The organism is Streptomyces sp. NPDC051913 (assembly GCF_044593635.1).
In the GTDB taxonomy this organism is placed as follows: domain Bacteria; phylum Actinomycetota; class Actinomycetes; order Streptomycetales; family Streptomycetaceae; genus Streptomyces.
In genome coordinates this window covers 272,172-293,078 of sequence record NZ_JBIUCI010000005.1, presented here as the reverse complement: position 1 = coordinate 293,078, position 20,907 = coordinate 272,172, and the positions used below count along the sequence as shown (strand labels likewise).

14 protein-coding genes are annotated in these 20,907 nt (G+C 70.4%); 12 read left to right on the top strand and 2 right to left on the bottom strand.

Annotation, left to right across the window (positions count from 1 at the left end; all coding sequences use genetic code 11):
- Positions 1-114 precede the first annotated feature (114 nt).
- The 8 genes from obgE to ACIHIX_RS17305 all read left to right on the top strand — a co-directional run bounded on the left by obgE (position 115) and on the right by ACIHIX_RS17305 (position 13,152).
- Positions 115-1,560, top strand: a complete 1,446-nt coding sequence (gene obgE / locus ACIHIX_RS17340; protein WP_399956245.1) for a GTPase ObgE — start codon at positions 115-117, stop codon at positions 1,558-1,560.
- A gap of 183 nt (positions 1,561-1,743) precedes the next feature.
- Entirely contained in the window at positions 1,744-3,210 is a 1,467-nt protein-coding gene (locus ACIHIX_RS17335; protein WP_399956242.1) for an FG-GAP-like repeat-containing protein, read from the top strand.
- Between the two features lie 42 nt (positions 3,211-3,252).
- Complete coding sequence (locus ACIHIX_RS17330; protein ID WP_399956239.1) at positions 3,253-4,761, top strand: FG-GAP-like repeat-containing protein; 1,509 nt, start codon at positions 3,253-3,255, stop codon at positions 4,759-4,761.
- A 179-nt stretch (positions 4,762-4,940) separates the two neighbouring features.
- Positions 4,941-6,491 (top strand): alkaline phosphatase D family protein, encoded by a 1,551-nt coding sequence (locus tag ACIHIX_RS17325; protein WP_399956237.1) that lies wholly within the window; start codon positions 4,941-4,943, stop codon positions 6,489-6,491.
- Between the two features lie 105 nt (positions 6,492-6,596).
- Positions 6,597-7,793, top strand: a complete 1,197-nt coding sequence (locus ACIHIX_RS17320) for a hypothetical protein (protein WP_399956235.1) — start codon at positions 6,597-6,599, stop codon at positions 7,791-7,793.
- Positions 7,794-8,034: 241 nt separating this feature from the next.
- Complete coding sequence (locus ACIHIX_RS17315) at positions 8,035-9,534, top strand: D-ribitol-5-phosphate cytidylyltransferase (RefSeq protein WP_399956233.1); 1,500 nt, start codon at positions 8,035-8,037, stop codon at positions 9,532-9,534.
- 155 nt (positions 9,535-9,689) lie between these two features.
- Positions 9,690-11,741 carry a hypothetical protein gene (locus ACIHIX_RS17310; protein ID WP_399956231.1) on the top strand — a complete coding sequence of 684 codons (2,052 nt, stop codon included), beginning with the start codon at positions 9,690-9,692 and terminating at the stop codon, positions 11,739-11,741.
- 241 nt (positions 11,742-11,982) lie between these two features.
- Positions 11,983-13,152 carry a glycosyltransferase family 2 protein gene (locus ACIHIX_RS17305; RefSeq protein ID WP_399957308.1) on the top strand — a complete coding sequence of 390 codons (1,170 nt, stop codon included), beginning with the start codon at positions 11,983-11,985 and terminating at the stop codon, positions 13,150-13,152.
- On the opposite strand, the gene ACIHIX_RS17300 is transcribed toward ACIHIX_RS17305, so the two are convergent.
- On the bottom strand, positions 13,130-15,163 hold the full coding sequence (locus tag ACIHIX_RS17300) for a hypothetical protein (RefSeq protein ID WP_399957305.1): 2,034 nt from the start codon (positions 15,161-15,163) through the stop codon (positions 13,130-13,132). The two genes, ACIHIX_RS17305 and ACIHIX_RS17300, sit on opposite strands and share 23 nt — an antisense overlap.
- 229 nt (positions 15,164-15,392) lie before the next feature.
- Positions 15,393-16,799: a polysaccharide pyruvyl transferase family protein gene (locus tag ACIHIX_RS17295; RefSeq protein WP_399956229.1), complete on the bottom strand. Its 1,407-nt coding sequence runs from the start codon at positions 16,797-16,799 to the stop codon at positions 15,393-15,395.
- 248 nt (positions 16,800-17,047) lie between these two features.
- Between ACIHIX_RS17295 and proB the strand changes: the two genes are divergently transcribed.
- The 4 genes from proB (at position 17,048) to ACIHIX_RS17275 (ending at position 20,842) form a co-directional block, all read left to right on the top strand.
- A complete protein-coding gene (gene proB / locus ACIHIX_RS17290; RefSeq protein ID WP_399957302.1) occupies positions 17,048-18,154 on the top strand; it encodes a glutamate 5-kinase in 1,107 nt (368 codons plus the stop codon).
- Between the two features lie 196 nt (positions 18,155-18,350).
- Entirely contained in the window at positions 18,351-18,809 is a 459-nt protein-coding gene (locus tag ACIHIX_RS17285; RefSeq protein ID WP_399957299.1) for a hypothetical protein, read from the top strand.
- A 103-nt stretch (positions 18,810-18,912) separates the two neighbouring features.
- Complete coding sequence (locus ACIHIX_RS17280; protein ID WP_399956227.1) at positions 18,913-20,199, top strand: glutamate-5-semialdehyde dehydrogenase; 1,287 nt, start codon at positions 18,913-18,915, stop codon at positions 20,197-20,199.
- 37 nt (positions 20,200-20,236) lie between these two features.
- Positions 20,237-20,842 (top strand): hypothetical protein, encoded by a 606-nt coding sequence (locus ACIHIX_RS17275; RefSeq protein WP_399956225.1) that lies wholly within the window; start codon positions 20,237-20,239, stop codon positions 20,840-20,842.
- Positions 20,843-20,907: the final 65 nt, after the last annotated feature.

Sequence of the window (20,907 nt, the reverse complement as noted above, 5' to 3'; positions counted from 1 at the left end):
TTCGCGCGAGGCGGACCTCACTTCCCTGGTGGGAAGGCGGGTCCGCCTTTCGCGTGTTTCTAATGAGACACAGCACGTAAGTAAACAACCCGTACGTTTCTGGAGGCACCCCACATGACCACCTTCGTGGACCGCGTCGAACTGCATGTCGCCGCGGGTAACGGAGGTCACGGCTGTGCCTCCGTCCACCGGGAGAAGTTCAAGCCGCTCGGCGGCCCCGACGGTGGCAACGGCGGGCGGGGCGGCGACGTCATCCTGACCGTCGACCAGTCGGTGACGACCCTCCTGGAGTACCACCACTCCCCGCACCGCAAGGCCACCAACGGCAAGCCCGGTGAGGGCGGCAACCGCTCCGGCAAGGACGGCCAGGACCTCGTCCTGTTCGTACCGGACGGCACCGTCGTCCAGGACAAGGCCGGCAACGTCCTCGCCGACCTCGTCGGCCACGGCACCTCCTACGTCGCCGCCCAGGGCGGTCGCGGCGGCCTCGGCAACGCGGCGCTGGCCTCGGCCCGCCGCAAGGCGCCCGGCTTCGCGCTGCTCGGTGTGCCCGGGGACATGCAGGACATCGTCCTGGAGCTGAAGACCGTCGCCGACGTGGCGCTGGTCGGCTACCCGAGCGCGGGCAAGTCCTCGCTGATCTCGGTGCTGAGCGCGGCCAAGCCGAAGATCGCCGACTACCCCTTCACGACCCTCGTGCCGAACCTCGGTGTCGTCACCGCCGGCTCGACCGTCTACACCATCGCCGACGTGCCGGGTCTGATCCCGGGCGCCAGCCAGGGCAAGGGCCTGGGTCTGGAGTTCCTGCGGCACGTGGAGCGGTGCAGCGTGCTGGTGCACGTGCTGGACACGGCGACCCTGGAGTCCGACCGCGACCCCGTCTCCGACCTCGACATCATCGAGGAGGAGCTGCGTCAGTACGGCGCCGGGCTCGACAAGCGGCCCCGCATGGTCGTCCTGAACAAGATCGACGTCCCGGACGGCAAGGACCTCGCCGAGATGGTCCGCCCGGACCTGGAGGCCCGCGGCTACCGCGTCTTCGAGGTGTCCGCCGTGGCGCACATGGGGCTCAAGGAGCTGTCCTTCGCGCTGGCCGAGGTGGTCGCCACGGCGCGTGCCGCGAAGCCGAAGGAGGAGGCGACGCGGATCGTCATCCGGCCCAAGGCCGTCGACGACGCGGGCTTCACCGTCACCCGCGAGGAAGACGGGCTGTTCCGGGTGCGCGGCGAGAAGCCCGAACGCTGGGTGCGCCAGACCGACTTCAGCAACGACGAGGCCGTCGGCTATCTCGCCGACCGGCTCAACCGCCTCGGTGTCGAGGAGAAGCTGATGAAGGCGGGCGCCCGCTCCGGCGACGGCGTCGCCATCGGCCCCGAGGACAACGCGGTCGTCTTCGACTGGGAGCCGACCGTCATGGCCGGTGCCGAGATGCTGGGTCGCCGCGGTGAGGACCACCGTTTCGAGGCCCCGCGCCCGGCCGCCCAGCGCCGCCGTGACAAGCAGGCCGAACGGGACGAGTCGGAGCGCGAGTACGACGACTTCGACCCGTTCGAGAAGTAGCCGTCGAGAAGTAGCCGTCGAGAAGTAGCCGTCGGGCAGTGGTGTTCGAGAACGGTTAACGGCAGGAAAAGCCCTGGCCATGGCAGGGCAACCAACGGTGACTCCGGTGTGTCGTACTGGGCAGCACGGAAGAGGATCTTGACTCTTCCGTGGTCAACTGCCCTTGCGACAACCGGAGTTCGCATGTCCAGACGCCTCGCCCTCGCCACCGGCATCGCCCTGCTCGCCGGTGCGGTGGCGGTTCCGGCCGCCGGTGCCGCCACGACCGCCGCCACCCCGAGCAGCAAGCGGCTGCACGACGACTTCAACGGCGACGGCTACGCGGACCTGGCGATCGGCGCCCCGCCGACGAGCGGCGCCGGCACGCTCAAGGCGGGCTCGGTCACCGTGCTGTACGGCGCCGCGAACGGCCTGGCCACGGCCCGCAGACAGGTTCTGGACGACTCCAGGGTGTACGACGAGTCGACCCCCACCGGCTACGGCAGCGACCTGCAGAGCGCCGACCTCGACGGCGACGGCTACGCCGACCTGATGTCGTTCATCCACTGGTCGCCCGTCGACGGCGACCCGGGCAACACGGTCACCGTCAACTGGGGTGGCCCCAAGGGCCTTTCGGCCGACCGGGACAACCTCGTGCGGCTGCCCGACTCGGCCTGGACGACCGGCTTCACCGTCGGGGACGTCGACGGCGACCACCACCCCGACGTGATCACGCTGGCCAACGAGTACGGCGTCCAGGACGGCTACGGCGACATCCTGTACGGCCCGTTCGACCGTCACGGCACGGCCGCGCGCACCGGCACGTTCACGATCGACACCGAGGACTTCCAGACCGCGACCACGATCGCGGCCGGTGACGTCAACGGCGACGGCATCGCGGACCTCGCGGTCGGCGCCCGGGACAGTGAGGAGCCCGACTCCCGCAAGACCGCGCTGCTGCTGGGGAGTTCGCAGGGCCCGGGCGCGCCGGTCTGGCTCAAGGACCCGAACGGGCGCCGCTTCGGCGGCGAGGATCTGGCGGTCGGCGACCTCAACAAGGACGGCTACGCCGAGATCGTCATCGGCCACTCCATCGACGGCTACGACAGCGACGTCGAACTCCCCACCAAGGGCGGCGCGTTGGGCATCGTCTACGGCGGCCCGAACGGCGCCTCCACCACCCGCAAGCCGGTGTGGATCAACCAGGACACCCCCGGTGTCCCCGGCGCCGGTGAGCGCGGCGACGGCATGGGCACCGGTCTGTCCATCGGCGACACCAACGGCGACGGCTACCAGGACGTCGCGACCGGCCTGCCCGGCGAGGACCTCGGCACCCTCGCCGACGCGGGCAGCGTGCTCGTGCTGCGCGGCGGCGCGAACGGCCTGACCGGCACCGGCGCCAAGGCGTTCAGCCAGAACACCAGCGGGGTTCCGGGCACCGCCGAGAAGAACGACCGCTTCGGCACCGCGACCGCGCTCGTCGACGCCGACGGCGACAAGAAGTACGGCCTGGTCGTGGGCGACCCGGCCGAGAACGCGAACAACGGTTCCGTGTGGGTCCTGTCCGCCACGTCCGGCGGCATCACCACGAGCGGCGCCTTCACCTTCGGCGCGGCCACGGTGGGCGTGACGCCGACGGGGGCGCGGTTCGGGGCGTCGCTGGGGGACTGAGGGCGCCGACACGACCGTAGAAACAGAACAGGGGAGGGTGAGATGAACAGACGCACCAAGGCCTGGGGGTTGGCCGTCGCCGTGGTCCTGGCCGTCACCGGGGCGGCGGTCCCGGCGGCGGCGGACTCCGGGACCGCCGGCGCGCGGCTCCAGGACGACTTCAACGGCGACGGGTACACCGACCTCGCGGTGGCCGCGCCCGTGGCGACCGTGGGCGGCAAGGCCAAGGCCGGGTACGTGGCCGTGCTGTACGGGTCGAGGAACGGGCTGACCACCACGGGACGGAAGGTGTTCACGCAGAACTCCGCCGGGATCCCGGGCAGCGTCGAGGCCGGTGACGGCTTCGGTTCCGCGCTCACCACCGCCGACCTCGACGGCGACGGCTACGCGGACCTGGTGGTCGGTGCGGGCGGCGAGGACACGGGCGCCGGTACCGACGCCGGGCTGGTCGAGGTCGTGTGGGGCGGGGCGCAGGGGCTCGCGGGCGGTGCGTCCCTGGCGAGCGGGAAGGCGTACGACAAGCTCGGCGCCAAGGGCCGGCTGACCGTGGGCGACATCGGCGACGACGGCTCCCCGGACGTGGTGACCGTGGCGAACCAGCACGACCTGCGGGTCCTCAAGGGCCCCTTCACACACGGCGGTGCGAACGGCGGCGAGCAGCTGGTGGCGGACCGCTACGACAGCCGCGTCCTGGACCTGGCCACCGGTGACGTCAACGGCGACGGCCGCACCGACGTCGTCGGCGCCGAGAACAACGCGGACACCTTCGACTCCCGCCGGGTCGTGTACTGGCTGGGCAACGGGACGGGGCTCAACCCCTTCACGCTGGTCTACGACATCGACGGCGCCGGGCTCCAGGGCGGCGAGAGCCTCGACGTCGGGGACGTGAACCGGGACGGCTACGACGACATCGTGGTGGGCCGGGCCGTCGACGGCTACGCCAGCGATCACGACGCCTATCTCGCCAAGGGCGGCCGTGTCGCCTGGATCCCCGGCACTCCCGACGGGCCGGACGGGGTGGAGAAGGCGCAGTTCCTCAACCAGGACAGCCCCGGAGTGCCCGGCACCGCCGAGAAGGGTGACCGGTTCGGCACCGACGTCCAGCTCGGGGACGTCGACGGCGACGGCTATCTGGACGTCCTCACCGGGGTGCCCGGCGAGGACCTCGGGTCGGTCACCGACGCCGGTGCCGTGGTCGTGCTGAGCGGCCGGGCCGACGGGCTGACCGGCGTCGGCTCCCACCAGGTGGTCACGCAGGAGAGCGGCATGGTGCCGGGCACCGCCGAGAAGGGCGACGCGTTCGGCACGGCCGTCCACCTCGGGGACGCGAACGGCGACGGACTGGCGGACGCGGCCGTCGGGGCGCCGGGGGAGAACGCGGACACCGGGTTCGTGTGGAGCTTCCGCTCCACGGAGTCCTACGTCGTCGAGCCGGGCGGGGTACCGCTGCCGGCGACGATCGTGGCGCCGAACGGCACGACCGCCTTCGGCACCACACTGCTGGGCACCACGGCGACGGGCGCGCGGCTGGGGTCCGGCTTCGCCTACTGAGCGGAATCGTCTGATCATCCCTCAGACCCGTTGCGGCCACGATGAGTTCGTGTGCCGTGACGGGTCTTCTGTTGTCCTCCTTCTTGTCACGCACGGGAACCCCGCCGTTCAGCGGGCGGACCTTCCACAGGCGTGAGCTTCCGATGTCCATGAGGCCAGTGAGGCAAGGGAGTTCGTCGATGACCGGAGCAGTTTCGCCCGACCGCCGCCGCTTTCTGACCGCCGGGGCCGCCGTGCTCGGCGCCGCCGCCTCCGCCCAGCTGTGGCTGCCGACGGCCGCGCGGGCCGCCGAGACCCCGCTGCCCGAAGGGGTGTTCAGCCTTGGCGTGACCTCCGGCGACCCGCTGCCCGACGGCATCGTGCTGTGGACGCGGCTCGCCCCGGACCCGCTGAACGGCGGCGGGATGCCCGACCGGGTGGTGCCGGTGGAGTGGGAGATCGCCGAGGACGAGCGCTTCAGAAAGCCCGTCCGCCGCGGTGTCGCCCAGGCCCGGCCCGAGTACGGGCACAGCGTTCACGTGGATGTACGGGGTCTGCGCCCGGGCCGCGCGTACTGGTACCGCTTCCGCACCAGCGGCCAGCTCTCGCCCACCGGCCGTACCCGTACCGCCCCGCACCCGCACAGCAAGGGCGGCAGCCTGCGCGTCGCGCTCGCGTCCTGCCAGAACTACCAGCACGGCTACTTCACCCCGTACGCCGACATGCTCGCCCAGGACCCCGACGTCGTGCTCTTCGTCGGCGACTACATCTACGAGTCGTCGCCCGCCTCGACGGGGGTCCGCCGGCACGAGGGCACCGGCGAGCCGTACAGCCTGGTCCAGTACCGCAACCGCTACGCCCAGTACCGCAGCGACCCCGACCTCGCCGCGATGCACGCGAACGCGCCCTGGGTTGTCACCTTCGACGACCACGAGGTCGACAACGACTTCGCCGGCGAGATCCCGCAGGACCCCGACAAGCAGACGCACGACGCCTTCGTGGCCCGTCTCACCGCGGCCTACCAGGCGTACTACGAGCACATGCCGGTCCGTGCGACCTCGGTGCCGAACGGGCCGCACATCCAGATGTACCGGCGCCTGGAGTTCGGCCGCCTCGCCCGGCTCAACGTGCTGGACACCCGGCAGTTCCGCAGCGACCAGGCGACCACCCAGGAGGGCGCCCAGGACCCCTCGCTCACCATGCTCGGTGCCCGGCAGAAGGAGTGGCTCCTCGACGGGCTGCACGACTCACCGGCCCGCTGGAACCTCATCGCCTCGCAGATCATGATGGCCGAGACCGACCTCAAGGTCGGCGAGGGCAAGCTCTGGTACTACGACGCCTGGGACGGCTACCAGGCCGAACGCAACGCCCTCATGCAGGAGTTCGCCGACGTCCGCAACCCGGTCGTGTTCACCGGCGACCGCCATCTGACGATGATCAGCGACCTCAAGGAGGACTTCGCCGACCCGGACTCCGACGTCGTCGGCGCCGAGTTCGTCGGCACGTCCATCTCCAGCAACGGCGACCAGGACCAGGACGCCTTCCGCAAGCAGTGGGACCCGCTGATGGGGGACAACCCGCACTGGAAGCTGCTCGACGCCCACCGCGGCTACCACCTCTTCGACATCGACAAGCACGGCATCGACGCCCGGGTGAGGGTCGTGGACACGGTCCGGCAGCCGACGGCGACCGCGAGCACGCTGGCCGCCCTGCGGGTCGAGGCCGGACGGCCGGGCGTCGAACTCGCGTGAACACCGGGCCTCGTATGAAGTCTGTGTGACGGGAGCCTGGGACTCATCTGTGTCCCAGGTCTCTCTCAGCACAGTCTCAGGAACCCCTCTTACCGTCCCTTGACCATGGAGACGGACTGTACGAGAGATGAAGGCCGGGCGAACGACGGCGTGATCGCCCCGCTGCCCGCCGGCACCCGCCTGCTGCACATCGGCCCCCACAAAACCGGCACGACGTCGATCCAGGGCGCGATGTTCGCGGCCAAGGACCGGCTCGGCGAGCACGGCGTCCTGTGGCCGGCGACCACCCGGCATCCGATGGAGGCCGTCCTCGCGGCCTGCGCCCGGCCCGGGATGATGGGCGACGCCGGCCCCAGCGAGAAGCAGTGGCTACAGCTGGTGGACCGGGTCGACGGCGCCGGGCGGCACACCACCTCGGTCATCAGCAGCGAGTTCTTCGCCGACGCCCCCGACGACGCGACGATCGCCCGGATCGTCGAGCAGCTCGGCGGCGACCGTGTGCACGTCCTGGTCACCCTGCGCCCGCTGGCGAGGATCATGCCCTCGCAGTGGCAGCAGTACGTGCAGAACGGGCTGCGCATGGGGTACGAGGAGTGGCTGGAGCACATGCTCCGCAAGGCCCCCTACGAGAAGCCCAACCCCAGCTTCTGGCGCCGCCACCGGCACGACCGGCTGGTCGAGCGCTGGGTCCGGGCGGTCGGCGCCGAGCGGGTCACCGTCGTCGTGGTCGACGACCGCGACCGCGACGGGCTGATGCGCACCTTCGAGCGGCTCCTCGGTCTCCCGGAAGACCTGCTCCAGGAGGTCCCCGACACCGCGAACCGTTCCCTGACTCTCGCCGAGACCGAAATGCTGCGGAATCTTAATAAGGAATTCCGCGGCAATGGACTCCCTGACGAGCTGTATTCCAGGCTGGTGCGGCACGGCGCGGTCATGCATATGAAGAACGCGTGCAGCCCGACACCGCACGACGTGAAGATCTGCACCCCGCAGTGGGCCGTCGAGGCCGCGGCGGAGATCGGCGCCGAGATGGCGCGGTCCATCGGCGCGACGGGCGTGCGCGTCCTCGGCGACCCGGCCCTGCTGTCCGCCGTGGCGAAGCCCGGCACCGAGACCCTCGCGGAACCGCGGATCGCTCCCGAGGTGGCCGCTCAGGCGCTGTACGGCGCGCTGGCCGCGGCCGCCGCCGCGCCGATCCGGAACACCGCGCCGGTCAAGTCGCGGACGGTGCACCAGACCTCGTCCAGGGAACTCGTGAAGGTGCTCGGCCACCGGTGTCTGAAGCGGCTGCGACGCGGCTGAGCCCGAAGCGGCCGGGGCGCCGCGAAGCGGTACGGTCGTCACACACAGCAATACACAACTCGCTGTGGAGTTACTCACAGCAATTCCAGGGTGCTCACCACAACGGTCTCCTCAATCACCAGGAGTACAAGGTGAATGACAGATGGCGCGCACATATGCGGCGGACGGCGCTCACCTTGCACTGCGGTAACCCCAAGTGGGACCATTTCGAAGTTCCCTGTCGCCCCGAGGTAGGTCACCTGTGTCCCAGCACATCGCCAAGCCCCGTACCACCGCAGTGATCCTGGCCGGCGGTACCGGTCAGCGCGTGGGTCTCTCGATCCCCAAGCAGCTGCTGAAGATCGCCGGCAAGGCAGTCATCGAGCACACCCTGACCACCTTCGAGAACGCCGACTCGATCGACGACATCATCGTCCTGATGGCGCCCGGCTATGTGCCGGACATAGAGAAGATCGTGGCCAAGGCCGGGTTCACGAAGGTCAAGAAGATCATCGAGGGCGGCTCCACGCGCAACGAGACCACCGAGCGTGCCATCGAGGCGCTCGGCGAGGGCCTGGCCGCGGGCGAGGACCTCAACGTCCTGTTCCACGACGCCGTTCGCCCCCTGCTGTCGCAGCGCGTCATCGACGACTGCGTGGTCGCCCTGGAGCGCTTCCAGGCCGTCGACGTCGCCATCCCGTCCGCGGACACCATCATCGTGACCCGCACGCACGGCGAGGACGGCGAGTTCATCACCGAGATCCCGGACCGCTCCCGGCTGCGCCGCGGCCAGACGCCGCAGGCCTTCAAGCTGTCCACCATCAAGCGGGCCTACGAGGTCGCCGCCGGTGACCCCAACTTCCAGGCCACGGACGACTGCTCGGTCGTGCTCAAGTACCTGCCGGACGTGCCGATCCACGTCGTCGCGGGCGACGAGTACAACATGAAGGTCACCCAGCCCGTCGACGTCTTCATCGCCGACAAGCTCTTCCAGCTGGCCTCCACCGCCGCGCCCGAGCAGGTCTCCGAGGAGGCCTACCGCGAGCTGCTGACCGGCAAGACCATGGTCGTCTTCGGCGGTTCGTACGGCATCGGCAAGGACATCGCCGAACTCGCCGAGTCCTACGGCGCGAAGGTGTACGCACTGGGCCGCTCCACCACCGGCACGCACGTCGAGAACCCCGAGGAGGTCGACGACGCGCTGTCCAAGGCGTACGGCGAGACCGGGCGCATCGACTACGTCGTCAACACCGCCGGCGTGCTGCGCATCGGCAAGCTGGCCGAGACGGACAACGCGACCATCGAGGAAGCCCTCAAGGTCAACTACCTCGCCCCGGTGCAGATCGCCCGTTCGTCGTACAAGTACCTGTCGGAGACCAAGGGCCAGCTGCTCCTCTACACCTCCAGCAGCTACACCCGAGGCCGCGCCGAGTACAGCCTCTACTCCTCGACCAAGGCCGCGATGGTGAACCTCACCCAGGCCCTGTCCGACGAGTGGGCGGGCGACGGCATCCGCGTGAACTGCGTGAACCCCGAGCGCACCGCAACTCCCATGCGCACCAAGGCCTTCGGTCAGGAGCCGGCCGGTTCGCTGCTGTCCTCCGAGGTCGTGGCCCGTACCTCGCTCGACGTGCTGCTGTCCGAGTTGACCGGTCATGTCATCGACGTGCGCCAGCAGGACCCGACGGCCGCCGCGGGCAAGGCCTCCGGCTTCGAGCAGGCGCTGGCCTCCGTTCTGGACCGTCAGGACGGCGTGGCATAATCAACCGCAATTAGACATCTGTTATTCAGGCCTCTGTGTCTGCCCGTTATCGGAGCATTCGCAGGGGCCTGAATCAGTACCTCTCGCGAATTCCTCACATTTTCGCTGCACCTCAGAACAAAACCGGCACTCCCCCTCCAAGAGCAGGTTCCTCCGTGATAACCAGAGCCATTCGCGTCGCCCGGGTGGGCAGTGCGGCCGAGCTGGCCGCGGCGGCCCTCATGATCCTGGGCTTCCCTGTGCTCATGCTGGCCGCGCTCGTCCCGAGCGTTCCCGCCTTCGCGGCCGCGGCCGCAGTGACGTACCTGGCGGACCACTATCTGCATCGCAAGAGCAGCTATCTGATCAACCGCCTGAGCAAGGTGCGCGCGGGTCTGTCGATCCGCTTCCTGATCCGGCAGCTGCTGCTGATCCTGCTGCTGGCTCGCCTGGACCTCGCGGACGGCCTGGTCTTCTACGGGGCGGTCGCCTGCTTCATCGCCTTCTACGGCCTCCAGGCCCCGCACGGCGCGCTGGTCACCCTGATCCGCAACCGCCGCCGGATGCCGGTCGCCACCCGCAACGTGGACCTGGCCGCCCGGATCCGCATCCCGGACGCCCCGCCGCGCCGCCTGCTCAACCGCTCCGCCGAGAAGATGCTCCACCTGGACCTGCTGGCCGTCGTCGGCGTGCTGGTCTCCGCCGCGACGGACGAGACGCTCGCGGCCTTCGTCGGCATCGGCGCGACGATAGCGCTGGGCACCCTGTACGTCCTCGCGCTCGTGCCGTACGTGCGCGGCAGCAAGATCCCGCCGAACGCGGACACGGTCCTCGCCGCGGTCGACGACTGGCTGGCCGGCTACCGGCCCGAGACGGTGCTCTACTTCTCCGGTTCCAAGGACTCGGCCTACCAGGTCAACATGTGGCTGGAGACCATGGAGCAGCTGGACTCCAAGCCGCTGATCATCCTGCGTGAGCGGGCGATACTGAACAACCTGGCGCCGACCACGGTCCCCGTCATCTGCGTGCCCGGAGGGGTGCACCTGATGAACATGGACCTGTCGACCGTGCGCGTCGCGCTGTACGCGGCGAACGTCGGCAAGAACATCCACCTGCTGCGCGTGCCGACCATGAAGCACGTCTTCATCGGCCACGGCGACAGCGACAAGCTGGCCAGCGTCAACCCGTTCAGCAAGGTGTACGACGAGGTGTGGACCGCCGGCCGCGCGGGACGCGACCGCTACGCCATCGCCGACGTCGGTGTCCGCGACGACGACATCGTGGAGGTCGGCCGCCCGCAGCTGGCGCCGATCCAGACCTGGCAGGGCGTGCCCGACGGCCGTATGCCCACCGTTCTCTACGCGCCCACCTGGGAGGGCTGGGACGGCAACCCCGGCAACACCTCCCTGGTGCTCGCCGGCGAGAACATCGTCAAGAAGCTGATCAAGGCCGACCCGCCGGTCCGCGTCCTGTACAAGCCGCACCCCTTCACGGGCACGGTCAGCAAGGAGGCGGGTGCCGCCCACGCGCGCATCACCGCACTGGTCGAGAAGGCCGCCGCCGAGCGCGCCACCGACGCCCGCTTCACCGCGGACGCGGCCGCCCAGGCGCAGGCCAAGGCCGATCTGACCCGCGTCGAGGCGCGGATCGCCCAGCTGTCCGGCAGCGGCGGCGACAAGGGCGACGAGGCCGAGGCCACGCGTGACGGGCTGGTCGACGTGGCCAAGCACGAGGAGATCGCCCGGCTGCGCGCCGAGTGGAACGACGCCTACTGGCGTTCCTTCGGCTTCCACGAGCACCGGGTCATCACCGGCGCCGAACCGCGGCTGTACGACTGCTTCAACGTCTCCGACGCGATGGTCTCCGACATCTCCTCCGTGGTCTCCGACTTCATCGCGAGCGGCAAGCCGTACGCGGTGACGGACTCCGCGGAGCTGGGCGTGGAGGAGTTCAAGCGGCAGAACACCGCGGTGCGCGCCGCCACGATCCTGTCCAACAGCGCCGCCGAGCTGGGCGAGTTGCTGAGCGCGGTCCGCGACCTCGCGGGCGACCCGCTGGCCGAGGACCGCAAGGAGCTCAAGCAGTACCTGCTGGGCCCGGACGAGCCCACGTCCATCGAGCAGTTCAACACCGCGGTGGCGGACCTGGCCCGCAAGGCCGACACCCGCAACGTCGGCCAGGAGTCACGGTCGGCGGCCGGAGCCGCGGAGGCCACGACCACGGCCTGACCCAATGGCCTGACCCATTCGGCCCAGAGGCCCGGTTTTCGAGGAGTGATTCTCGAAAACCGGGCCTCTTCTGCGTATCTGAGGGGGGAACGGTCGTTGTAGTCCGTGACCTGCATCACAAAAGACGCGCACGGAGACAACCGCTCATGACGTTCGACCGTCTGACTGATTGTGAATATGAGGATACGGGGGAAATGTGACCCAGCCTGATGTGACCGTGGTCATCGGGGCGTACGAAGCGATGCCGTACCTCGTCGAGTGCCTCGCCTCCGTCGAGGCCCAGACCCTCGACCACGCCCGCATCGAGGTCATCGCGGTCGACGACGGCTCGACGGACGGCACGGGGGAGTGCCTGGAGCAGTTCGCGGCCCGCGCGGACCTGCCCGTCACCGTCATCCGGCAGGACAACTCCGGCGGCCCCAGCGGCCCGCGCAACGTCGGCCTGGGCAAGGCCGCCGGACGGTACGTGTTCTTCCTGGACGCCGACGACCGGCTGGGCCCCGAGGCCCTGGAGCGGATGGTCGCGATGGCCGACCGCAACGGCACGGACGTGGTGCTGGGCCGGGTCGAGGGCATCAACCGCAAGCCACCGCAGTCCATGTGGGGGCGGACACTGGAGCGCACCGACCTCTGGTCGTCCAACATCAAGTTCACGCTCAGCGCGCAGAAGCTGTTCCGCCGCGAGCTGCTGGAGCGGCACGGCATGCGCTTCGACGAGTCGCTGTGGACCGGCGAGGACGCCCTGTTCACCATGGAGGCCTATCTGCGGGCCGACGGCGTCTCCCTCATCGACGACTACACCTGCTACTACCTGGTGGGCCGCGAGGACGGCAAGCATGTGACGCGGAGCGGCGGTTACACCCTGCGCTTCGACTCCGCGCGCGCCCTGATGAGCCTGATCGCCGACATGGTCCCGGCGGGCCCGCGCCGCGACATGCTCATGGTCCGCCCGTTCGTCGTCACCCTGCTCCCGCAGTTCGGCCCCAAGTACCTGAAGGACAGCGAGCAGGTGCGGCGGCACAAGTTCGAGCTGGCGAAGCCGCTGCTGGAGGCGTACTGGACCGACGAGGTCGCCCACCGCCTGCGGGTCGAGGAGCGGCTGCGGATGCACGCGGTGGCCGAGCAGCGCCCCGAACTCCTGCTGGACCTCCTGGAGTTCCGGCGGGCCGGGAAGGAGCCCGAGGCCCTGCTGGAGAAGCGCGGCCGCCGGGTGTACTTCGCCTACCCGCACTTCCGGGACACCGCCGCAGGCATCCCCGACGCCCTCTACCTCGCCGAGCCACGCGAGGCCCGCGCCGTCCCGGGGTACCGGGAGGGCGGGCTCGACTCGTTCGTACGACGGGCGGTACGCAAGGCGCGCCGGACGCTGCCGTCCCGGTCCAGGGACGTCAGGCCGGCTGCGGCGGCGTGACGTCGGCGGGGTCCTCCGCCTGCCGGGGCGGGGGGATCTCCGACGCCAGCCGCTCGGCCATCCGGACCCGATGGTCCCGCGCCGCCGCACACAGCGTCCGCACGGCGTCGTTGAAGCGCACCTGCGAGGACGGCTCGTCCGGGCCCAGCAGATGCCGCTTCAACTCGGCCCGGGCCTCGGCGAGTTCGTCCTTCTCCGGATGCCGTACGGCCTCCAGCATGCCCGGCACGCCCCGCGCGTCGGGCGTCAGCACGGTCGCCGCGCGCACGGTCGGGAACGCCTCCCGGAACGTCTCCTCGGGCAGCCCGCTGGTGTTGGCCACCGCATAGGGCTTGCCGCTCGCCAGGAAGTCGCTGACCACGCTCGACACATCGCTGACGAGCAGATCGGCCCGGTTGAAGCAGGCGTACAGCGCGGGCCGGGCGTCCGTGACGACCTGGTGCTCCCACTCCGGCAGTGAGGCCCAGTACGCCGCCTCCCAGGCCGCCGTGGCCCGCTCCACCGCCCTAGCCCGCCCCCGGGACGGCACGGACTGGAGCAGCATCCGCTCCGCCGAGTCGGCACTCGTGCGGAAGTCCGAGGTGGTGAGCCGGTCCAACTCCTCGGTACAGCGCGCCAGTTCCCCACCGGCGGCCGGCCGTGCCCCCGACCGCTCCCGGTTCGCGGCCCGCACCAGCTCCCGGATGCGCTGATCGGCCGCCCCCGCCCGCGGATCCACCGAGCCGGTCAGCGGATGCGGCTTGTACAGCAGCCGTACGCCCGGATCGGCGAGCAGCGCCCGTACGAGGTTCTCGCCGGCCTCGATGACGGAGGTGTTGCCCGGATTGCCGTCCCAGCCCTCCCAGGTGGGCGCGTACAGGACGGTGACGTAGGTTCCCTTCGGCGGGCCCGCGTACGGCCGCACCGCCTCCAGCTGGGGCCGTCCGATCTCCCGAACCTCGCGGTCGTCCACGCCCACCTCGGCCAGCGCGTACCGCACGCGTGCAGCGGGGCCCGCCACCCACACCTCGTCGTACGCCTTCGCGTACGGGTTGCACGAGGACAGCTTGTCGCTCTCGCCGTGGTTGACGAACGTGTGCTTGAGCGTGGGGATGCGCAGGACCTGGGAGGTCTTGCCGGAGTTCGACGGGTGGATGAGGACCTGGAGCGTGGAGTGCTCGAGGCGCATCAAGGTGGTGACCTTGGGCAGACAGATGATCGGCACGTCGGTGGCGGCGATCTTCTGCACCATGAAGCGCTCGCGCAGCACGATGACCGGCCTGCCTTCGAGCTTGGCGAGGGGCTCCAGCCACATGTTGGCCTGGTACGCGGAGGACGCGCCGCCGGAGAAGTACAGGCCGACCGTGGGCCGGTAGTCGGCCAGCCAGGCGTCGAACCAGTCGAGGACCTGCTGCTCGCCCGCCGGGCGGCGGCTGGGCAGCAGTCGCAGCAGCAGCTCGCCCAGGCCGAGCAGCCCGAGGACGAGGGACACGGCGAGCCCGCCGGCCGCGGCGGCCGGATGGTCGGTCGCCGCGGTGGCCGCCAGGCCGAAGGTCGCGGGCAGTCCGAACACCAGCAGCCGGTGCCCCGGGCGGCGCAGCAGCAGCGCGGGCGGGGCGGTCGAGAGCCGGAGCGCGGAGGCGTCGATGTTCCGGGTCACCACCGGCAGGGTGCGGGTGCGGCGGACCAGGACGGAGACGGCCTGGATCGCGCAGTGCAGGGCGTAGAAGAGCAGCAGGGCGGCGACGATCGGCCCGTACACCGCCTCCCGGTCCTGCTCGCCCACCCGCAGCAGGCCCGCCACCAGCAGCAGGTCCCGCAGGACATGCCGGACGGTGATGTCGGCGTGCGACTTCGCGAACACCGTCGCCATGCCCCGCTGCCATCGGTGCAGCACCCCCTCGCCGGCCACCGAGGCGGCCGTCGCGGCGAGCAGCAGCGGGACGTCGGGGAGGAACGCGGCGATGGCCTGGACGGCGAAGGCGGCGGCCAGGAGTGCCGTGACGAGGACGCGGGGCGCGGCGCGACGCAGGGGGAGGCGGCGCCTGCGGCGCGGGCGGCTTCCCGGGCCGTCGGTGGCGGAACGCTTCAGCGGGCGTCTGCGGCGGAGCAGGCGGGGGCGGCGGACTCTCTTCGTGGGCACGGCGTCACTCCAAGGTCGTCAAGGACGTGCGCCCGGGTTAACGCCTGCCGACCTCTGGACGACACGCGCGTGTCCGGGCGCCTTGGGGCGACCGTGGAGTGATAGTGACGCCGCGTTACTACCGGCCCGACTGCAGGGCGCGGCGTATCGGGCCGCCCACGACCCGGCGGGCGCGGCGGTACACCGACGGTGCCGGGACGGCCCCCGACGTCTTCGTGGACCGGGAACCGGCCTTGGCGCGGGCCAGGTCGCGCTTCAGCCGCTCGTTGTCCAGCGTCAGCTCGTTGATGTTGCGCTGCATGAACGCCATCCGCGCGGCCAGCGAGCCGAGGTCGGCCTCCAGCCAGGGCCGGACGCCCGCCGGGAAGGACAGCTTCCGCAGCCGCTCCTCGAAGGCCGCGCCGCCGTCGCCGTGGGTGAAGGTGTTCTGCAGGCCGTTGCGGTCCAGGAACCCCATGAACCGCTCGTAGCGTTCGTGGTGACCGCTCATCAGCTTGCCGAAGTCCGCTTCCTCGTACAGCCGCGCCGGATCCAGGTCCGCGGGCAGCTGGTCGATGCGGACGTACGGGATGTCGAAGTAGCGGCACAGCTCCAGCGTGCGGGAGTCGCCGGAGAGCACGGTCGCCGGCGTGCCCGCCAGCAGGGCCGCGATGTTGCCGTGGATGCGGGAGCCGAAGGAGAAGTCGAAGTCGCGCAGCTCGTCGATCCAGGTGACCGGGTCGATGTAGACGCGGACCTTGTCCTCGGCGTACATCGGGTGGTCGGGGTGCGTCGGTATCGCCTTGACCTTGGCGTTCGGGTCCGACAGGTCCCGCCAGTGCAGCTGCCGCGCGTCGGACAGGTTCTGGCCGATGAAGCGCAGCTGCGGGTAGCGGGCGTGAGTGCGCTCGATGACCTTGCCCAGGCCCTGCTTCTGGACCGCGTTGTGCGAGCCGTTGATCGCGATACGGGACTCGGCGGTGAGCTCCGGCGTCCGCTTGTGGACGGCGAGCTCCTTGCCGTACATGAACAGCGAGGGGCAGCCGATGACCTCGACGTCCCTGAAGCCCATGTCCTTGAGGTACTGCTCGGTGAACTCGCCGCGCACGCCGATCGAGGCGCTGCGGTCGAGGACCGCCGAGACGAACTCGCGCACCGAGGACTCGATGGGCTTGAGCCGCGTCGGGTCGTAGTTCAGCCCGGTCTGCGCGCCGACGCCGGCCACCACGACCGGGATCTTCAGCCGCTGGATGAGCCGCGTCAGCCGCCTCAGCTGGGGCTCGAAGGACGGACGGAACGCGTTCGCCAACGGCACGACGAAGGCGTCGTACTCCTGGTTGATCCGCGTGGCCTCGGCCACCAGCGACTTGATCCCGTTCGAGACCACCTCGGTTCCTGGTGTCTCCAGGATCTTGTGGGTGGCGTCACTGAAGATCAGGTTGCCTGAGTTGGTGGCGAAGACGTCGTGTTGGAGGGCTTCCTCCGTGGGCACGACGTCGTACGGGCTCTTGCCCGATCTCAGGAGGATGCGTTTGGCAGGGGTCACTCGGCGAACTTTAGGTGGCACAAACTTCAAAATAAGTTTGGATGCTCTTTGATTTCTATAAGCAACCCCTACAACCTTTTTGCCGTACGCGACGCGTGAGCAAACGGTTACGTGTGGTGGCCACGGGGCGGACGGGGTGCGGCTGTCCGGGGGCTGAAACGTCGGGGCGGACGAAGGGGTACTTCGCGTAGATTGCTGCCACGCGCAAGGAAATGGGGACAGTGCAGGTGGCAAGCGTGAGGCAGGCCGTGAGCGAGGCCCGCAGGATCGTCGTCAAGGTGGGTTCCTCGTCGCTGACCACCGCGTCGGGAGGCCTGGACGCCGACCGGGTCGACGCGCTCGTCGACGTCCTCGCCAAGAGCCGCAGCGGGGGAGAGAAGGAGGTCGTCCTCGTCTCCTCCGGTGCCATCGCCGCCGGCCTCGCCCCGCTGGGACTGCGCCGCCGCCCCAAGGACCTGGCCCGCCAGCAGGCCGCCGCCAGCGTCGGCCAGGGCCTCCTCGTCGCCCGCTACACCGCTTCCTTCGCCCGCTACGGCGTCCGCGTCGGCCAGGTCCTGCTGACCAGCGACGACATGAGCCGCCGGTCCCACCACCGCAACGCCTCCACCACCCTCGACAAGCTCCTCGCGATGGGCGCCTTCCCGGTCGTCAACGAGAACGACACCGTCGCCACCGACGAGATCCGCTTCGGCGACAACGACCGGCTCGCGGCGCTCGTGGCCCATCTGGTCCGCGCCGACCTGCTGGTCCTCCTGTCGGACGTGGACGGCGTGTACGACGGCGACCCCAGCAAGCCGGGCACCTCGCGGATAGCGGAGGTACGGGGCCCGGCCGACCTCGCGGGCGTCGACATCGGCAGCGCAGGCAAGGCCGGCGTCGGCACCGGCGGCATGGTCACCAAGGTCGAGGCCGCCCGGATCGCCGCCGCCGCCGGCATCCCCGTGGTGCTGACCAGCGCCGTCCACGCGGCCGAAGCGCTGAGCGGCGGCGACACCGGCACCCACTTCCACCCCACCGGCAAGCGCTCCGCCGACCGGTTGCTGTGGCTCCAGCACGCGTCCACCCCGCAGGGCTCGCTGACCCTGGACGACGGCGCGGTACGGGCGGTCGTGCAGCGCCGCAAGTCACTGCTGCCGGCCGGTATCGCCGCCGTGGACGGTGAGTTCAACGCCGGGGACCCGGTCGAGCTGAGGGACGGCGAGGGGCGCGCGGTGGCCCGCGGGCTGGTGAACTTCGACGCCAAGGAGATCCCCCAACTGCTGGGCCGTTCGACGCGTGAGCTGGCGCGTGAGCTGGGGCCGGCGTACGAGCGCGAGGTCGTCCACCGGGACGATCTGGTGGTGCTCCAGCCCTGAGAGCTCCCCGGGGAAAGCGCCGCTCACCCGAAAACGGGGGGAACGCCCCGCGAAGGCTGTCGCCCTCAGGTGGACGTTCCGCAAAAGTGCCACACAAGCCCTTGCGGCCTGCTCAACTTTGTTTCAGGGACACGTTCCGCACGACCACCGTGTCGGTCACTGGGATCACTGGGTAAAGGAGGCCGTCGTGAGACGAGTGCGCCCTGGGGCCGCGCCCCGTGGTGGTGCCGAGGAGGCCTCGTCCCGTGCGGCCGGTGAGGAGCGCGTCTTGACGAGCGTCGCGGCCGGCGACCGCTACGAGGAGCCGGCCGAGCTGCCCCGGCTGTGGCACGTCACCCTCAGCGTCTCCGGCAAGGAGGCCCCGCTGAAGGAGGTGCGCCGCGGCCTCGAACAGCTGGCCCACGACCACCCCTTTCTGCTGACCAGCCGCTACGCCAACGACCACGCCGAGATCCGCTACTGGGAGGAGGCCCGCGACCTCCACGACGCCGCCGCCGTCGCCCTGCGCCTGTGGGGCGAGCACCGCCAGACCGCCCAGCTGCCGCCCTGGGAGATCGTCGGCCTGGAGGTCATCGACCGTGAGACCTACCACCAGCGCATCGCCGAGGGATACGGCCCGGCCCCCGCGACACCCGTAGGGGTTCACCCCTTTTGACCTGCGTTGCTTCCATAAGGCGACATAGCGGGCGGTATCGCTTCTGTCTCGCGGTGCAAGACGGCCGGGTCCCCACCCCCGTACGGCGCACTACCCTTCCCTCATGACCACGCTCTCGCCGTACGACTCGATGTCCCCGGTCACCCAGGCCGCCTACCGCGCCAAGGCCGCCGCCGCCGACCTCGCCCCGCTCCCGCGGGCCGAGAAGGACGACGCGCTGCTGGCCATCGCGGACGCCCTGGAAGTCCGTACGAGCGAGATCGTCGAGGCCAACGCCAAGGACATCGCCAAGGCCCGCGAGGCCGGCACCAGCGAGACCGTCATCGACCGGCTCACCCTCACGCCCGAGCGGGTCCGCGCCATCGCCTCGGACGTCCGGGACGTCGTCGCACTGCCCGACCCGGTCGGCGAGGTGGTACGGGGATCGACGTTGCCGAACGGCATCGACCTGCGCCAGGTCCGCGTCCCGCTCGGTGTGGTCGGCATCATCTACGAGGCCCGCCCGAACGTGACGGTGGACGCCGCCGCGCTCTGCCTCAAGTCCGGCAACGCCGTCCTGCTGCGCGGCTCGGCCTCCGCGTACGAGTCCAACACCGCCCTCGTCCGGGTCCTGCGCGACGCCGTGGGCGGGGCGGGGCTGCCCGCCGACGCCGTCCAGCTGGTGCCCGGCGAGAGCCGCGAGAGCGTGCGCGAGCTGATGCGGGCCCGCGGTCTGGTCGACGTGCTCATCCCGCGCGGCGGCGCCTCCCTCATCCGGACCGTGGTCAACGAGTCGATCGTCCCCGTCATCGAGACCGGCACCGGCAACTGCCACGTCTACGTCGACGCCCAAGCCGACCTCGACATGGCGATCGACATCCTGATCAACTCCAAGGCGCAGCGCCCCAGCGTCTGCAACTCCGCCGAGACCCTCCTCGTCCACCAGGACATCGCCCCCGAGTTCCTGCCGCGCGCCCTGGACGCCCTCGCGGAGGCCGGCGTCACGGTGCACGCCGACGACCGGGTCATGGCGTACGCCAAGGACTCCGAGGCGACCGTCGTGGAGGCGACGGCGGAGGACTGGGAGACCGAGTACCTCTCCTACGACATCGCCGCGGCGGTCGTCGACTCCCTGGACAGGGCCGTCGAGCACATCCGGCTGTGGACCTCCGGCCACACCGAGGCCATCGTGACGACCTCGCAGCAGGCGGCCCGCCGCTTCACCCAGCTGGTCGACTCCACCACCGTCGCCGTGAACGCCTCCACCCGCTTCACCGACGGCGGCCAGTTCGGCTTCGGCGCCGAGATCGGCATCTCCACGCAGAAGCTGCACGCCCGCGGCCCGATGGGGCTGCCGGAGCTGACGAGCACCAAGTACATCGTCACCGGGGACGGGCACGTACGCCGCTGAGGCGTGCGCCGATGAATTTCCATACCCTCTGCCCAAAATGACCCCCCAGGTCTACTCTGGATCCGTGCCGGAGGACGTGGGGGGTACGCCGTTCCCTGACGGCTGGGAGCCCGACGACGACCACGACCGCGGGGTGTCGGACGAAGAGTTCGCCTCCGTGGTATTCGACGAGGCCTTCATACGGGCGGCCGTGGTGCACGAGCCGACCGCCGTCGAACGCCTCCTGGCCGCCGCCCAGGCGAGAGCGGAGGCCTCCGAGGCCGAGGCCCGCCGCGCCCACCGCCGCGGCGAGCGCTACGAGGACGCGTACGGCGCCGAGGCCCGCGCCGGGTTCGACCACGACCCCGACTACGACGACCTGGACGACACCGACATCCTCGAAGGCCGCTTCGGCGCCCCGGGGACGTACGGCAAACAGGTCCGCTGGCACCGTCCCGTCGCCTGGATGCTGGCGCTCGTGATGGGCATCGGCATGGTCACGCTCGCCTTCACCGCGGTCTACCGGGGCGCGTCCTCGAACAGCCGGGACCAGGTCCCGCCGCCGCCCGCCACCACCGGTCTGGAGCAGGGCGGCGCGGCGACCCCCTCCGCCTCCGCCGACTACTCCCAGCCGGCCTTCTCCGCGGTCCCCAAGTCGCCCTGAACGCCCGTTCGGCACGTCCTGACGGTCCTGGTGAGAACCTGTCAGAACTTGTCGCGCGGCAGGGC

Coding starts and splice junctions, on each gene's coding strand:
- ACIHIX_RS17320 (WP_399956235.1), top strand. CDS start 6,597: ATGGAGACGGACTGTACGAGAGATGAAGGCCGGGCGAACGACGGCGTG.
- ACIHIX_RS17335 (WP_399956242.1), top strand. CDS start 1,744: ATGTCCAGACGCCTCGCCCTCGCCACCGGCATCGCCCTGCTCGCCGGT.
- ACIHIX_RS17325 (WP_399956237.1), top strand. CDS start 4,941: ATGACCGGAGCAGTTTCGCCCGACCGCCGCCGCTTTCTGACCGCCGGG.
- ACIHIX_RS17280 (WP_399956227.1), top strand. CDS start 18,913: ATGACCACGCTCTCGCCGTACGACTCGATGTCCCCGGTCACCCAGGCC.
- ACIHIX_RS17330 (WP_399956239.1), top strand. CDS start 3,253: ATGAACAGACGCACCAAGGCCTGGGGGTTGGCCGTCGCCGTGGTCCTG.
- ACIHIX_RS17275 (WP_399956225.1), top strand. CDS start 20,237: ATGACCCCCCAGGTCTACTCTGGATCCGTGCCGGAGGACGTGGGGGGT.
- ACIHIX_RS17305 (WP_399957308.1), top strand. CDS start 11,983: ATGCCGTACCTCGTCGAGTGCCTCGCCTCCGTCGAGGCCCAGACCCTC.
- obgE (WP_399956245.1), top strand. CDS start 115: ATGACCACCTTCGTGGACCGCGTCGAACTGCATGTCGCCGCGGGTAAC.